Annotated in this window: 12 protein-coding genes and 1 pseudogene; 3 read left to right on the forward strand and 10 right to left on the reverse strand. The window is 64.1% G+C overall.

Translation table 11 applies throughout. The annotated features are described in order from the left end of the window. Positions 1 to 9 precede the first annotated feature (9 nt). The gene (locus tag NX05_RS09015) at positions 10 to 510 is read right to left on the reverse strand and encodes a pyridoxamine 5'-phosphate oxidase family protein (RefSeq protein ID WP_010363632.1); all 501 of its coding nucleotides are present in this window, start codon (positions 508 to 510) and stop codon (positions 10 to 12) included. A 60-nt stretch (positions 511 to 570) separates the two neighbouring features. After that, a complete protein-coding gene (locus NX05_RS09020; RefSeq protein ID WP_039432777.1) occupies positions 571 to 1,572 on the reverse strand; it encodes an LLM class flavin-dependent oxidoreductase in 1,002 nt (333 codons plus the stop codon). 373 nt (positions 1,573 to 1,945) lie between these two features. Here NX05_RS09020 and NX05_RS09025 point away from each other — a divergent pair, with 373 nt between their 5' ends. After that, positions 1,946 to 3,370: an MFS transporter gene (locus NX05_RS09025; protein ID WP_039433028.1), complete on the forward strand. Its 1,425-nt coding sequence runs from the start codon at positions 1,946 to 1,948 to the stop codon at positions 3,368 to 3,370. Between the two features lie 153 nt (positions 3,371 to 3,523). Here the strand turns inward: NX05_RS09025 and NX05_RS09030 are convergent, their stop codons facing one another. Both NX05_RS09030 and NX05_RS09035 read right to left on the reverse strand, forming a co-directional pair. Further along, entirely contained in the window at positions 3,524 to 5,245 is a 1,722-nt protein-coding gene (locus tag NX05_RS09030; RefSeq protein WP_039433022.1) for an ATP-binding cassette domain-containing protein, read from the reverse strand. 93 nt (positions 5,246 to 5,338) lie between these two features. After that, on the reverse strand, positions 5,339 to 6,397 hold the full coding sequence (locus NX05_RS09035; RefSeq protein ID WP_039432775.1) for a phosphoenolpyruvate carboxykinase (ATP): 1,059 nt from the start codon (positions 6,395 to 6,397) through the stop codon (positions 5,339 to 5,341). Between the two features lie 132 nt (positions 6,398 to 6,529). Between NX05_RS09035 and NX05_RS09040 the strand changes: the two are divergent. Then, positions 6,530 to 8,148 (forward strand): annotated as a pseudogene (locus NX05_RS09040) (B12-binding domain-containing radical SAM protein). Between the two features lie 55 nt (positions 8,149 to 8,203). Then, complete coding sequence (locus NX05_RS09045) at positions 8,204 to 9,418, forward strand: nucleotidyltransferase family protein (RefSeq protein WP_039432769.1); 1,215 nt, start codon at positions 8,204 to 8,206, stop codon at positions 9,416 to 9,418. A gap of 119 nt (positions 9,419 to 9,537) precedes the next feature. Here NX05_RS09045 and NX05_RS09050 read toward each other — a convergent pair whose 3' ends face one another. The 6 genes from NX05_RS09050 to NX05_RS09075 all read right to left on the reverse strand — a co-directional run bounded on the left by NX05_RS09050 (position 9,538) and on the right by NX05_RS09075 (position 15,800). Then, positions 9,538 to 10,632, reverse strand: a complete 1,095-nt coding sequence (locus tag NX05_RS09050) for a glycosyltransferase family 4 protein (RefSeq protein ID WP_039432767.1) — start codon at positions 10,630 to 10,632, stop codon at positions 9,538 to 9,540. Then, entirely contained in the window at positions 10,629 to 11,759 is a 1,131-nt protein-coding gene (locus tag NX05_RS09055; RefSeq protein ID WP_039432764.1) for a glycosyltransferase family 4 protein, read from the reverse strand. Before NX05_RS09055 ends, NX05_RS09050 begins: the two co-directional genes overlap by 4 nt. Positions 11,760 to 11,880: 121 nt before the next feature. Further along, positions 11,881 to 12,579, reverse strand: coding sequence for a class I SAM-dependent methyltransferase (locus tag NX05_RS09060; RefSeq protein ID WP_039432762.1), 699 nt, complete (start codon positions 12,577 to 12,579; stop codon positions 11,881 to 11,883). Beyond that, entirely contained in the window at positions 12,576 to 13,811 is a 1,236-nt protein-coding gene (locus NX05_RS09065; RefSeq protein ID WP_039433021.1) for an amidohydrolase family protein, read from the reverse strand. Before NX05_RS09065 ends, NX05_RS09060 begins: the two co-directional genes overlap by 4 nt. 12 nt (positions 13,812 to 13,823) lie before the next feature. Next, positions 13,824 to 14,666 carry a class I SAM-dependent methyltransferase gene (locus NX05_RS09070; protein ID WP_039432760.1) on the reverse strand — a complete coding sequence of 281 codons (843 nt, stop codon included), beginning with the start codon at positions 14,664 to 14,666 and terminating at the stop codon, positions 13,824 to 13,826. 297 nt (positions 14,667 to 14,963) lie between these two features. Continuing rightward, complete coding sequence (locus NX05_RS09075; RefSeq protein WP_039432758.1) at positions 14,964 to 15,800, reverse strand: Wzz/FepE/Etk N-terminal domain-containing protein; 837 nt, start codon at positions 15,798 to 15,800, stop codon at positions 14,964 to 14,966. Between the last annotated feature and the right edge of the window lie 11 nt (positions 15,801 to 15,811).

A 15,811-nucleotide genomic window follows, 5' to 3' on the forward strand; every position in this document is an offset into this window, starting at 1 on the left:
CTGACGCAGTTACTTCAGATCGACCACACGGTTGTCCGACAGGCTGGCGGTATCGTCGGTCACTGCCGTCATCACGAAGTACAGCGCCTTGCCGAGCAACCCGCTGGGGCCATCCCAGTATTCGGCCGATTCGGCGCGCACGTGGATCAGGCGCAGGTTCGGGTCGTCCTTGCCGCCCGGGAAAAACACCTTCATTGCCGGGGACCACAGTGCGTCGATCTTGGCGCGGTCATGGACCACGCGTGCGGTACCGGCCACCGAGACATAGGTGTTTTTCGATGCCGAGGCATAGGCCACGTTGACGCGCGGATCGGCGGCGATTTCCGCCACTTTCGGGCTGTCGGCGGCGGTGGCGAACCACAGGTCGCCGTCGAACTCGACTTCCTGCGTGCCCAGCGGGCGGCTCACCAATTTACCGTCGGCCGACACGGTGGTGAACATCGCGATGTCCACGCCGCGAATCAATTCGGCCAACTGCTTAATGCTCTCGCTGCGTTCCTGAAATTGCATGCTTGTCTTCCAAATGGATGTGCACGCATCACAGCGGATCGCCGCGCAAAGCGACGTGAATCACGCGGTGGTCACGTCCAGTTCGCGGCATGCAGCCGCGGCAATTTCGAATGAGCGCAAACGTGCTGCGTGGTCGTAGATGTTGGCGGTGAACAACAGTTCGTCCGGCGTGTGGCGCTCAATGAAATCGGCCACGCCTTGGCTGATCTGCTCGGCATCGCCGAGGACAGTGCAAGCCAATGCCCGCTCCACACCCACGCGCTCATGCGGCTGCCAGAAGCTGTCGATGTCGTCGATGGGCGCGGGAATCTTGCCCGGCTTGCCGCGACGCAGATTGACGAAGCTCTGCTGTTGGGTAGTAAACAGACAGCGTGCCTGCGCTTCGGTGTCGGCCGCCACCACATTCAAGGCCAGCATCACGTGCGGCTTGGCCAGCTGTGCCGACGGGCGGAATTCGCGGCGATAGATCGCCACCGCTTGGTCCATCGCGTCGGGTGCGAAGTGCGAGGCGAACGCAAACGACAAACCCATCGCTGCCGCCAGACGTGCACTGAACAGGCTCGACCCCAGCAACCATACCGGCACCTCAAGCCCTGCGCCGGGCACGGCCTGTACGAGCTGCCCCGGCACCGCCGGTGCGAAATAGCGCATCAATTCAGCCACGTCCTGCGGGAAGTGGTCGGCGCTGTCGAAGTAGCGACGCAGCGCGCGTGCGGTGGGCTGGTCGGTACCGGGCGCACGGCCCAGGCCCAGGTCGATGCGCTGCTGATACAGCGAGGCCAGCGTGCCGAATTGTTCGGCCACCTGCAGCGGGGCGTGATTGGGCAACATGATGCCGCCGGCACCGACACGGATGGTCTTGGTGCCGCCAGCGACATGGCCGATCAACACAGCAGTGGCGGCGCTGGCGATGCCCGGCATGTTGTGGTGCTCGGCCAGCCAGTAGCGTTGATAGCCCCAGCGCTCGGCGTGCTGAGCCAGATCGAGCATATTGGCGAAGGCCTGGGTGGTATCGCTGCCCTCGCAGACTGGCGCCAGATCGAGCACGGAAATGGGGGTCATCGGGTGACTCCGGAGAAGAGTGATGTGCAAGAGATGGGGCTGGCCTGGCGGCTTTGCCAGCGGCTCGGAGGGTGCTGAGGGGATTACAGCATTCCAGCAGTCGGACAACGGACGGATTGATGGGCTCGGACAAGCAGCAGCTGGACTGTTGAGCTTGCTGCTGGCAGAGCGCGCTGTATCTGCGGGTTGGGTGGTGCTTCGGTGCCGATGTGGTCGCATTCGCTCCGTTTGCGCGACCACATCATTTCGATACAAGCGAATACTCGGCACCCTCCCGCGCGCAGACGAACGCATCGACTGCGCGACGAAGCGTGGCCGCTGTGCGAGCTGGACGCTGGCTATCATGGCGATGCCCTGCCTGCGCTACCTGCCCATGTCTCCAACTGCCTCGCCCGCCCCTGCACAGCCCTCACCTGCAGCACAGATCGCGGCGCGGATCGATCGGTTGCCGGCCAGTGCGACGCTATGGCGATTGGTGGGGTTGCTCGCACTGGGAGGGTTCTTCGAGTTGTACGACCTGTTCCAGACTGCCTACATCAGCCCCGGGCTGATGCGCGACGGCATTTTTGCCAGCGGTGCGGATGGCGCGTTCGGCATGTCCGATCAAGCCGCATTTGCGGCGGCAACCTTCCTCGGGCTGTTTGTCGGTGCCGCGTTATTGAGCCCGTTTGCCGACCGGTTCGGGCGTCGGCCGGTGTTTACCTTCGCCTTGATCTGGTACACCGCTGCGACTGTCGCGATGGGCCTGCAGAGCACTGCTACCGGGGTGATCGTGCTGCGCTTTGTGGTCGGCATCGGGTTGGGGATCGAGCTGGTTACCATCGACACCTATCTGTCCGAACTGGTGCCGAGGCACATGCGCAGTGCGGCGTTTGCATTTTCATTTTTCGTGCAATTTCTGGCGGTACCCACGGTGGCGCTGACTGCGTGGATGTTGGTGCCGTATGCGCCCTTGGGTGTGAGCGGCTGGCGCTGGGTGGTATTGCTCAGCGGTGTGTTTGCGCTGGCGATCTGGTGGCTGCGCAGCCGCTTACCAGAATCGGCGCGCTGGTTGGCCGCGCATGACCGACATGCAGAAGCCGATGCAGTAGTGACCGAGCTGGAAGCGCGCTGCATGCGCGATGTGGGTGCGCCATTGCCTGAGCCGCAGGCAGCCGCACCCTCGCCTGCCGGCGTCATGCCGACATCGCTGCTGTGGCGCGCGCCATATCGCGGGCGCATCGGCATGTTGGTGGTCTTCCATGTGTTTCAGGCGATCGGCTTCTTCGGTTTCGGCAACTGGCTACCGGCGCTGATCTCGGCACAAGGCGCTGGCGCAGGGGTGACCAAGAGCCTTGCGTATTCCTTTGCAATCTCGCTGGCCTACCCGCTGGCGCCGTTGCTGTTGCTGCGGTTTGCGCAGCGCTGGGAAAACAAATGGCAGATCACCGCATCGGCGTTGGGCGCGGTGCTGTTCGGCGGGCTGTTCGCGTTACAGCATGAAGCCGTCGGCATGGTGCTGTGCGGGGCGATGGTTGCGTTCTGCAACGCCTGGATGAGCTTTGCCTATCACGGCTATCAGGCAGAGCTGTTCCCGACCGGCTTGCGCGCGCGTGCGGTGGGCTTTTGTTATTCGTTCAGCCGCCTGTCCACCGCGGTGAGCAGCGTGCTGATCGGTTGGCTGCTTGCGCAAGTCGGCAGCCATGGCGTCCTGGCCTTCATCGCGCTCAGCATGTCGATCGTGGCGAGCGTGATTGCAGTGTTCGGGCCGCGCACACGCAATCGTGCGCTGGAAGAGATTGCGGGTGAAAACGGCTAAACGCGGTGACTAGGCGCACGCCTGGCGTGCGCGGCCGGTGCGCAGCGCAACCAGCCCATCAAGCGCCTGCGTGTTTCGACTTGAGCCTGATGATTGCGCGCTCTGTGTTGTGAGCGCCTTCCGGAGCGAACGACCCGCCAGCGTGTGACGCGCCTAGCGCACGTCGTACGGTGTGGCAATTTCCGCCGAGCTGATATGCACTCGTCTAGCAGGTGCACCACCCAAGGTCACCGTGCGATCCGCCACCGCGGCCAGGCTGGTGCGATGCGACACCACCACCAGCACGGTATGTGGCAGACGCGCGCGCAAGGTGCTTAGCAGCTGATGTTCGGCATCGGCGTCCAGCGCGCTAGTTGCTTCGTCCAACACCGCCAGGGTCGGCCGCCGCAGCAACACCTGCGCCAACAACAGGCGTTGCGACTCGCCGCCAGAGAGGCGCCCGTCCTGCGCATGGATCGGCGTGTCCAGGCCTTGCGCATCGCGCTGCAGCCGCGCACACAGGCAAACATCGGCCAGCACTTCCCACATGCGAGCGTCGGAGGCACCGGGCAGCGCCCACTGCAGGCAATCGCGCACCGTGTGTTGCCACGGCCGGACGCCCTGGCCGATATAGGCGCTGTGTCGCACCAGCTGTCGATAGGCGGAAAACGTGAGCCGGCGCCCGCCCATGTGCGCAACGAATTGCGCCGGCAGCGTCTGGCCGGAAAGCACGTCCATCAGACTGCTCTTGCCCACGCCGGAGGCGCCTACCACTAACGTCATCTGACCTGGCACCAGCAAGATTGATTCGAGTGCAAGCTGCGGCAGCGGAGGTGACAGCCCAATGTGTTCGATATGTACCGCGGCCGGCAATGGTTCGGCGGTTTCTTCCGGCACATGAGCACGCGCAACGCCCAGGTCCACATAGCGGCGCCACAACTGCAGCGCCGGCCATGCCGAACGTAATTGCTGCACGCTCTGTCGTGTGGTGACCAGGTACGGCAGCAAGCGGCCAAGCAACAGACTGACGGTGATCAGCGCAGCGCGATCGGCCCCCTGCCAGCGATTGGCCAACACCAGAATGCCGGCAATGGCGACCACCGCAGTGAGCTCGAGCAGCAGTCGGCTGCCGGCAACCAGCTCTTGCTGTTGCGCATACCCCTGCCCCAGCCGCGCCGAGATGCGCGCGTAATGCGTTGTCTCGACGTTTTCACGCTGAAACGAACGCACGTGGCGCAGACGACGCGGAAAATCTTCGCTTAGCCAGAACAGCTGCGTCATGTCCGCCACATAGGCACGACTGATACGTGACTGTGCATCGGCGCTGGAAATACGTAAGCCCAACCACGCCAGCACCGCCAGCAGCGGTGCGGCGATCAATAGCACAGGGGCGATCAGCACTGCGATGCACACGCTCACCAGCGCAGTGGTGGCCGCGACCAATAGCTGCAGCACCGCGCTAAAGCCTTGCGTGGCGATCTCGATGTTGTAGGTGAGCACATTGGCGATTTCTGCCGAACTGGCACCGGACAAGGCAGGCAATGGCGCATCGATCAGTGCCGCATGCACGCGTGCCCGCAGACCGATGGCATAGCGGCTGGTCAAGCGCGCGGCCAGCCGTGCGCTCTGCCAGCGCAAGGCGGCAAATAGTACGCTCACCGCCACAAACAGGCTCGCCTGCATGGCTAGCCCGCCCGGTAATGCCAAGCGATAGCCGGCCAGTTGCACGCTGTGACCGGGCTGCACCAGCGGCAGCAGACACACGGCCACAATGCTGCCGACCAACGCGGCGGCCAACGATAACGCGACGTAAAGTGCAATCGTCGCCATGTCTGCCGGCACCAGGGTGCTCACGAAGTGCTGCAGCATGGTGCGCATGCGCTGCTGCGCTGTCATCGCCGGCATCTCAGGTGCGTACAACATGCATTTCCCAGCGTGCTACCACGGGTTGTCGCCTACTTGCGCTGCGGCACGCTTGCGGGCAACTGCTCATTGCAACAACTGCAGCAGCGCATCCACCGATGCCTGCGGGTGCGTGCCACGATGCAAGGTAAACATGCCGATGCGCTGCACCTGTTCGACAAACCGCTGCCAGCCGGGCTGACCAGCGGCATAGGGTTGATCGTGGGCCAGGGAAGCAGCGACCTGCTTTGTCGGTACCGCCACCAGGCGCTGCGCCGAGACGCTGGCCGGTGTCCTTGAAAGCATCACCACCGCGTGCAACTGCATGGGCTTAGCCGCGAGATGCGCACGACCATGGCGGATATCGACCTCGTACTTTTCCACACCGCTGCGGCGGCGGATTACCGGCGATGCGCTGATCCATGCGCGCGTCTGCGCATCTACCAGGCCCAGCGCTTCGGCGCGCAGATGCAGGAAATTGGCAACGCCGGTGGTCAGCAGGCTGTCCGGCGCCACGAAGACGCCGTCTTCGGCAATGAAGTCCAGGCCGTGGAGCAGGCTATGCAAGGCCAGCGTCGATTTACCCGCACCACTGGCGCCGAGCAGCAACACGCCGCGGCCGCGCTGACCGACGCAGGCGCCATGTAACGGCACCAGCCCGATGCCACGCGCGGCCAGCAGGAACACGGCGAATTCGATCAACTCGTAACGCACGTGATACGCGTGGGCGAGCATGTCTTCGGACACGACCAGCATTGCGCGGTGCTGCGGCACCGACAGCATCAGGTAATTGCACGCATCCATGACGCCGCATAGCAAGCCACCGCTGGCATGCGTGCGCACCGGTGGCGGTTCTGCACCGATGCTGCCCGGCGCACGCGGCAGCAGGTCCAGCGTGACGTGAAATTCTGGTGCGCCCGGCAAGCGATGCGCGGGCAAGCCGGCATAAGCGGTATCGACCAGTGCCAGTAGCGCTTCGCTATCGCTTTGGAAGTGAAACAACGCGCCGAGAATCTGCCGACGCACGGTCAAGCACCGCGGACGCTGCTCGCCGAACGGATCCGCCGCCACTGCAGCCCCTGTTGCGATAGCGGTTGTGCCATCGCTCAACGAGATGTGTTCCGCCCATGCAGCCGACTGCGGCATGCCTGTATCCAATGCACTGAATCAGCCGATGTGTGTCGATTCTCTACAGAAAGGTTGCGTCGCCAGCGGCTGTGTCTGCGCAAACCACTACGCAACCAAAGGCGCCTGCATGCGCACCTACTGCCGAGCCGAATGCCGGCGTCTGCGCACGCCGCCGCTGCGCCCGCCTGGCGACAGAACGAGAGCCTTGTGCAGATGCTAAAGATCCAGGTCAGTCATTCGTATTTCCTGCGTTACGACTCCAAACAATGGGAGCGCGGCAAGCCGTATCCGCCATTGGCAACGTTGCAAATCGCTGCGCTGCTGCGCGAACGCGGGCATGCACTGAGTCTGTTCGATGCGATGCTGGCCGACGATGTGGAGGACTACACCCCCGCACTGCATGCGGCGCAGCCGGATCTGGTGGTGTTCTACGAAGACAACTTCAACTTCCTCACCAAAATGTGCCTGAGCCGGATGCGCGACGCTGCCTGCCGCATGATCGGGCAAGCCCGCGCCGCCGGTTGCCGCGTGCTGGTGGCGGGCTCGGATGCCTCCGACAACCCGGATGTGTTCCTGACTGCCGGCGCGCATGCCGTGTTGATCGGCGAAGGCATTACTCCGCTGCTTACGTTGCTTGAGCGCGTGGAAGCACAGCCGGACATCGCCACCGAACATTGGCTGGCAGGCGTTGATCGGATCGCCACCAGCCTGCCTGCGACACCCCATGTGCATCCTGGCGCGCAACCGCCGGACGCACGCCTGAGCGGGTTGCCGGCCTGGGACCTGGTCGATATGCCGCGTTACCAGCGTTTTTGGCAACAACGACACGGCCATTTCAGTTTGAACATGGCCGCCTCGCGTGGCTGCCCGTTCCGCTGCAACTGGTGCGCCAAGCCGATCTGGGGCAATCACTACAAACGCCGCGGCGCCGAAGAGGTGGCCGCAGAAATGATTCACCTCAAACGCAGCTTTCAGCCTGACCATATCTGGATGGCCGACGACATCTTCGGCTTCCATATCGATTGGGTGGAAACCTTTGCGCAGCAGTTGAGCGATGCCGATGGTGCGATCCCCTTCACCATCCAGACCCGCGCCGACCTTGCCAGCGAACGCATGGCCGCAGCGCTGGCACGTGCCGGTTGCGCGGAGGCGTGGATCGGTGCCGAAAGCGGCAGCCAGCGCATTCTCGACAAGATGACCAAGGGTATGCAGGTTGGCGAAGTAATCGCCGCGCGTGAGCGCCTGGGTACGCAAGGCATACGCGTAGGCTTCTTTATCCAGCTGGGGTATCTGGGCGAGGAACTTGACGACATCCTGGCCACGCGCGCACTGGTGACGCAGGCTAACCCGGACATCATCGGCGTCAGTGTGTCGTATCCCCTGCCCGGCACCAAATTCTACGAAGAAGTAAAAAATCAGCTCGGCAGCAAGACCCATTGGGAGGACAGCGATGATCTGGCGATGATGTTCCGTGGCGCGTACGACTCCGAGTTCTATCGCAGCGTGCGCGATCTGATGATCTGGCGATGATGTTCCGTGGCGCGTACGACTCCGAGTTCTATCGCAGCGTGCGCGATCTATTGCACACGCAGGTCGATCTACAACAGGCGCGCGTCACGATGACGGCCGATGCGTTTGCGCAGGCATCGGATCAGCTGGAAGCACGCTGGTCGGTCTTGATCGCCAGCGAAGGCCAACACCGCACCGAGCCGCTGACCTACAGCGTTGCGCGTCAGCCACGGCAGTTGGCCACCGTGCTGGTGGGCTAACCCTCGCCTGCTCTGAATCTTTTCCTCCATCGCTTTGCCTGACCGGACCACGCGCATGCAGCCCTCCCTTCGCACCATCAAGCACCGCCTGCACACGGCGACCGAGCGACTCGCTCAGGAGCTGGCCCAGCCGGGCGACGCATCGCCGCAGTGGGACCGACTGCAATGGCAGCTGGCGGCCGCAGCGGCGGCGGCGCATGGCATCTCGCCACTGCTGCAACGCCGCTCGTTGTGGCAGGACGCCGAATGGAACACCTTCCTGAGCGAACAACGTGGGCATGTGGAAGACCGCCATCGGCGGATCGCGCTGTTGCTAACCCGCATTGACGCAGCTGCACGCAGTGCCGGCATCGCGCTGGTGGGCCTGAAAGGCACCGCCTTGCATCGGCTGGGCGTGTATCTGCCCGGCGACCGCCCAATGGCCGATATCGACCTACTGGTGGAACCGGAAAACGCGCCCACAGTGGCCGTTCTGTTGTGCGAACTCGGCTATATCGCGTCTTTCGAACAGTGGAAGCATCAGGTCTTCAAACCGGTGCAGGGCGAGGCCGTGGCGGGACTGGGCGAACACCGCGATGCGCCGATCACTATTGAATTGCATACGCGCATCCAGGAACGCTTGCCGGTGAGTAGCGTGGAGATCACTGCACGGATTTGGCCGCAGCACCCGCAACCGGGCTTGAACCCCTACCCGTCCATCGGCGCATTGATGTGCCACTTGCTGCTACACGCGGCGGGCGGTATCTGCCATCGCACTATTCGCCTGATGCATCTGCATGATCTGGCCTTGCTGACCACGCGCATGGGTCCGCGCGATTGGGAGGAATTGCGGGAAGACAGTTCCATGCCACCGTGGTGGGCGCTGCCGCCACTGCTGTTGCTGCAGCGTTATTACCGCGCCGTGGTACCGGCTGCGGTGATGGCGCGCCTGCATGCAGCCTGCCCTCCACTGCTACGGCTGCGCGCAGCTCGGCAAACGCTCACCGCTGCATCGTGTTCCAACCTGTGGCTGTCGGCGTTGCCGGGGATTGAATGGTCGCGTTCGTTCGATGAGGCGCGGCAGTATCTGCGCAACCGCGTCGTGCCTTCAGCAGAAAGCTGCAAAGAACGTGCGGACATGCTGCAGACGCAGTTATGGCTGCAAGATCAGCCGTGGGTGCGACAAACCCAGGCACGCCGTTTGATGACACGCCTGACTCGACCAGTGCCCCGCACCGACATGTTGTATGTGGTGCGTGCGGCGCTGGATGGGTATCTGCAGCCGGCGTGAGGCTGGGCAAAAAGGTTTTGTCCAGCACGCTCCTCAATCAAGACGCGGGTGCACAAGAGCACCGAGAAACCTTCGCGCATTGTCACGCGCATCAATGCAGTCAATACAGTGGTCGCTGCTCACACCAACTGGCGATACAGCTGCTCGAACAACCGCGTCGTCAACGCAGCATCTTCGCGGACGGCACGACACTGCGCCGCCCAGGCCAGACGCAAGCGCAGTTCGTCGTCGCCGAGCACCTGGCGGATGGCCTCGGCCATTCCGGCCCAGTCGCCTGGTGGCACCGCCAGTGCCGCGATCGGTGCCCATTCGACCAAGTGCCCGACAGCAGTGCCCACCGTTGGTACACCGGCAACGGCGGCTTCCAGCAGCACCAACGGCCCGGCTTCATGCAGCGAAGACAACACCAGCAGATCGGCCGATAGCATAATCGGGCGCAACTCGCGCTGGGTCTTGAAGCCGAGAAAGCGCACCTGTTGCTGCAAGCCGAGTTGCTGCACCAGGCGCTGCATGGCGCCGTCCAATGTGTCGACGCCCACCATGTCCAGGGTGAAGGCAACACCGGCACGCTTGAGTGCGGCCATCGCCTGCAACATGGTGGTCTGGTCCTTGACCGGATTGAGGCTTGCGACATGCAGCAGCCGCGCAACCGATTCAGTGCGCGCCCGCGGCGCTGCAGGCGGCCAGGCGCGCAGATCCACGCCCAGCGGCACGCGTTGCGCAGCGATGCCAAGTGCCTGCAGCGAATCGATGATGGGCGCGCTGGCAGCCGTCACCCGATCGGCAAGCCGCAAAATTAACGCTTCGCGCAGACGCCCGCGCCAACGCCGGCGGCCGCCGTAGCCGATGCAATGCAGTGCGACCAGCTCGCCACCGGCGATATGCACCACGCTGGGACGGCGCAGCAACTTTGCCGCAATCACCGCAATCAAGCTGCAATAGCCCGAAAAAATTGCCTGGATCACATCGAACGGCGCACGCCGGTGTTCATCGCGAATGGCAGCGATCGCGCGCAGCCGTGTGCGGCGTGCACCGATGTTATGCACGGTGGCGCCGCGCAGGCTCCAGGTGCCGGGCTGCGGTTCTTGATGCAGCACGAAGACGTGTACTGCATGGCTGCGGGCCAGCCACTCGATCACGGTCAGGAACACCGGGATCACGCGGACTTCCCCACTGCGATCCACGCCACCGGGTACCACCAGTGCCAGTTTCATGCGATGCGCTCCGGCGCGGCGGCGCGTAATTGGGTGTATGCCTGCGCCCAGCGCTGACCCACTGCGGCAAACGACAGGCGTGCGTCGAAATGCTCGCGCACCTGCGCGCGCGAGGGGCGTTGCCAGCTGACGCGCAGCAACAGTTCCGACAATGCCGAAGCATCGCCCACCGACCACAACTCGCCCATTGCGCCGTCATCGCTGAGCGCGCGGAACGAGGCAATGGCGGTGAGTAGCGGCAGGCAGCCGCAGGCATAGGCTTCCAGAGCGGCGTAACCGCAGCTTTCCGTATGGCTGGCAGACACGAACAGATCGGCCGCGCGCAACAGCTCCTGCACGCGCGCATGCTCGACCTTGCCCAGCAACTGCACGCACTTCGCCAGCTGCGGGTCGCTGCGCAAGCGCTGCTGCACCTGCTCCATCAACGGCGCCTGGTCGAACACACACCACAGCCGCAACCCGGGCACCATGCGCGCAGCCATGGCTACCGCGTCGAGCACGCATAGCGGGTCCTTGGCCGGGCTTAAATGTCCTATCCACAGCACACACGGATCGCCGTGCAAGCGTGTCTGCTCGCGTGCCTGCAGTCGATCGCCAGGGGTAAAGCGGCTGCTCGATTCGGGGATTGCAAACAATTGCGTGCTGCGGCGGAACAGCCGCGAACGCGTGAACGGCTGCGCCAGCTCCAGCGAAGTGAATGCAATGCCAGATGCGGCCGCGTAACGGGTGCGCCACAGGCTTCTGCTCCACCAGCGCGGCGGCCGGTTGGCGTGATCCTGTAGCAGAATCGGCAGCTCCGGCAGCAGGCGCGTCAGACGCCGCGCATCGCCTGCGAATTCCAGACCGTGCACATGCAATACGTCAGCATCGATCTCACCCAACAGTGCGGCAAGCGTGCGCGCACGACTTGCGCTGCCACGTCGTTGCAGATCGGCAAAGCGGTAGTCCACGCCCTGATGACGCAGGCGGGTGTTCAAGGCAGATGCCTGGATCACCGACACACGCACACCTGCGCTGGCGACAGCCTCGGCAATGTCGGCCAGCGATGGCCATTGTGCGAATACCTGCTCCGCGCTTAAGCCATCGGGCGTGGGAACCAGATTCAGCTGTGCGACGTGCAGGCTCATATGGATGACAGCGCTTGCACGCCGATCAATATGACGACACCGCCATACGCCGCACTCGCGGCGTGCCAATGAATGGCTGCGCATACCGCACAGACAGCGACCACCGCGTGCAACATCTTGCTCACGCGACGCGCCGCAGACGCAGCACCAACGCAACCGGCACCTGTAATGCCGTCTGGTCGAAACGCGCGCCTGCGGGAATATCGGCGGAGTCCAGCATCGGCTCGGCAACGGCTTCGATTGCAAAGCCGAGTGCGGTGCATGCCGAATGCCAGTGGCTGTAGAGATGCTGGGTATGCCGCACTGCGTAGTGCTGCCCGTCCGCTTTGAAGTCGCGGCGCCAGCCCAGCGCGTGACCGATCGGATGCACGTCGCTGCACAGCACGGTGCCGCCGACGCGGGTGACGCGATGCAGTTCTTCCAGCGCGGGCCACAGCCGTTGCAGATGCCCCACCACCAGGCCGCACACGCTGAGGTCGGCTACCGCATCGGTCAGCGGCAACTGATCCAGACTGCCTTGTTGCAAGTCGATGCGTGCGGCCGGCCAGTCCTGTACCAACTCGGCGCCGGCACGCTGCAGCATCTCCGGCGACAGATCGACACCGCTGACGTGCCGCGCGCCGCGGCGCAATGCGTGCAGGATGTAGCGGCCGCTGCCGCAGCCGGCGTCCAACACGTGCTGGTCCTGCAGGCTGGCAGGCATCAGGGCGAGCATGGCGCGTTCTTCGGCCAACATCACCGGGTTGTGCGCGTGCGGCGGATACGCCTGCGCCCATAGTGCATATGCCGCGGTGGGTTCGAGGACCGGCACTGCGCTCACGAAACTGCTCCATTGGCAGCCAGCGCATGCGCGATCTGCGCAGTGGCCTGCGGTGGCTGCTCCAGCGACACGCGCTGCAGGCCGGGTTCGAGCGCCAGCACCGCCGGGTCGGCCAATGTGGCGTCAATTAACTTGGGCCGCCCATCCAACAAGACCGGCACGGTCTGGATGCCGGCCGCGTCGAACCACGGCGCAAAATCTGGATCGGCAATGCGCGGCTTGCCATTGCGTATCACTGCACGCAACGCACTGCGGTCACAGCCGATGATGCTGTTGGCAGGCCCGCCGCCGCGGTCGCGCACGATCAGCAGATCTGCAACGGCACCGGGGACGATACGTCCACGCGTGGCCATGCGCAGGATGCGTGCGGAGTCAGTGGTGACCATGCCAAACAACAGATCCGGCGCCAACCCACTCTCGCTGGCAACGCGCAACTCTTCCAACAGGTCGCGTGCGCCACTGATGCGCGAATCGGTGCCCAGCGCCAACCGGCCGGCCGTGCACAAGCGCCACGGATCGAGCGTGCGCCCGAGCAGCGCCTGATTGCTGGACGGGCACCACACCACGGCGGCGCCACGCGCAATCACCCGCTCGATATCCTGCTCGCCCATGCCAACGCCATGGATCAACACCGTGTTGGCGGCCAGGCATCCAAGCCGGTCGAGTTCGTCCAGCTCGGCACGCGCTACGGCGTCGGTACCTTCGGCCAGATGGATCATCCAGGGATGCGCAGCAGGAGTTGCGGCAAAACTGCCTTGCACTGGCGGACCGTAGCCGGTCCAGCCCAGCGCATAGCTCCAGCCGAATTTGCGCAGCAGGCCCACCGGGAAATTCGCTTCATCCAGCGTGGCGTGCCATGGGTCATGCTGGGCCACGCAGGTGACGCCGGCCAACAGGTTCTTCAAGCCACCATGGCGCAGCCGCACTGCCTTGGGCACGCGCAGTGCGGCGGCAACGTCTGGGTGCTGAAAATGCGCCTGAAATGCCTCGATCCATACATAGCTGTTGGCGAACGGCGCGGTCTGCGGCAGCGGCGGCACGCAGTTCACCTGCAAATGCTCGTGCGCGTTGATCAGGCCCGGTGCCAGCACATGCCCTTGCAGATCCAGCCGCAAGGTGCCGGTGCCGAGGGTGCCGCCGAAGTGCCCCGCACGGATGGTCACTGCGGTGCGCGACGGACCCGCTCGTGTCACCGTGCGCGCGCCTTGCAGGCAGACATCGGCCATGGCCATCGGCATCTCCACTCAGCGCTTGCGCATCACGATCAGAAAGTGATCGCCCATGTCGCGCAGCAGCGGCAGCCCGCCCATGCGGTCGTCGCAGCGCCCAAGGCGCTCGGACAGGCGCGGATTGCGTTCGCAAAAATCCACCAGATACGGCGGCGGCAGGAACAAGCTCAAGGCACGGTAACTTTCCAGCACGAAATGCTTTTCGAATGCGCGGTAGAACTCACGCGGCAGGTGATACCAGGTCCAGATGGTATGGCCGTTCATGCCCACCGCAATTGCCCCTTTGGCGGCACGCACCGCGGCGCGCTTGAAACGCCCACGCAAGGCGTAATGGCCGATTTCCCAGGGACAGATCCGCCCGATCACTGAAAACACCAGGCAGCCATCGGCGCGCAGCAGACGTGCGCATTCGGCGGCGACGGCCGGCAGATCGGGCGCGCAATTGAGCGGGCCGAAATTGGAGTACATGCCATCGAAACTGCCTTCCAGCCGATCAAGCTGCTGAATACCAACATGCGCGGTGGTGAGGCGTTCATCCAGACCCTGCATTACCGCGCGGTGGCGGGTGCGCTCGACCATTGCCGGCGACCAGTCAGTGGCCAGAACGGAATACCCGCGGCGTGCGAATTCGCCAGCATCCAGGCCGGTGCCGCAGCCCAGATCGATCAGCCGCGAACCCACCGGCAGCTCGGCTGCCACCGTGTCCCACAACGTGGTGCGCATGCGCTGGATTAGCGCGTTGTTACCACGTGGGCCATCGTAGTCGGGAGCCACGCTATCGAACGCGCGTTGCGTTTCCAGCAATTGTTCCGGCGCAACCGTGCCACCTCGCGCCGCATGCTCATTGATTGACGACATGCGCAGCCTCCCACACCAGTCCTGCTGTTCTCACGACCCTCTCCGGACGCAACGCCGCCAACGCGGCATCGCTTGATAGACCTGTGAGTGTCAGGTGCTGCCTTTTTGGTTGCAGCGTGGTGGGTAAAACGCACGCTGTTCAGGCGATCACGTTCGACACGAGTACGTGGGCTCGACGCACAGCAATGCACAGTGCGGCCTACCTTCTGCGGCCATAGCACTTAGCACCTGCGTCACGCGCAACTCAACCCATCGCCATTGTGCCGATGCTCCACCGTAGCCGTTAAGCAACAGCGCTTACAGCGGCTGCGCACGGCGACGTACCGCATTGCGCAGCACCGCGACCAGCACGCCCAGCCCTGCCCCGGCCAGCAGGCCGGCTGCCCAGGCGGTGATCGCGTTCGGATACGCCTGGCGGTCGGGCACATACAGCGGCCATGCCAGCGAGGTCTGATAGGTGTAGCGCGCGGTCAGGCGTGCCACCAGATCATCGCGCTCACTCTTCAAAGCACGAATGGTGGTGTTGCTGTCGGTCAACAACACGCCGGCTAGTACCTGCGCAGGCGTGGCAGCGGAACTGCCCTGCCCGGCTTGCAACTGCTTCTGCGCCTGCTCGCGGTTAGTGGTGGCCGCACGCAGATCTTCGCTCAAGCCTTGCAGGCGCGCACGCGCAAGCTCGAGCGCAGCCGTATTGGTGTCGCTATGCAACATCTGCAGTTGGGTCACGGTGGCCATCGCCAAGGTGCGCGCCTGCTGCGCCGACTCGGCGCGAATGGTCACACCGATCAGATTGGCGTATGGGTCGGGGTCCGGCTTCAGGCTGCCGCGATACAACTGCGCAGCGCGGCCCGTGAGCGGCACCTGCGCCTGACGCAACACCGCATCCTGAAACAGCCGCGTCTTCATGCGGTCGATGACGCGTTGGAACGGCTCGACCTTGGGGTCGCGGCCAGCAGGGGTCGGGCCGATCTCGCCAACCTGGATCCATGCGGTGGCTTCCCATTGCGGTGTGGCCAGGTGGATGAATGCAAAGGTCAGGCCCAGCACCACCACCAGCGCCGCCGCTGCCCAGCGCCATTCCCGGCGCAGGATGCGCCACAGGTCGATCAGATAGATTTCGTCGTGTTGATTCATGGGGTGCGGCT

The organism is Xanthomonas vasicola (genome assembly GCF_000772705.2).
Taxonomy (GTDB): domain Bacteria; phylum Pseudomonadota; class Gammaproteobacteria; order Xanthomonadales; family Xanthomonadaceae; genus Xanthomonas; species Xanthomonas vasicola.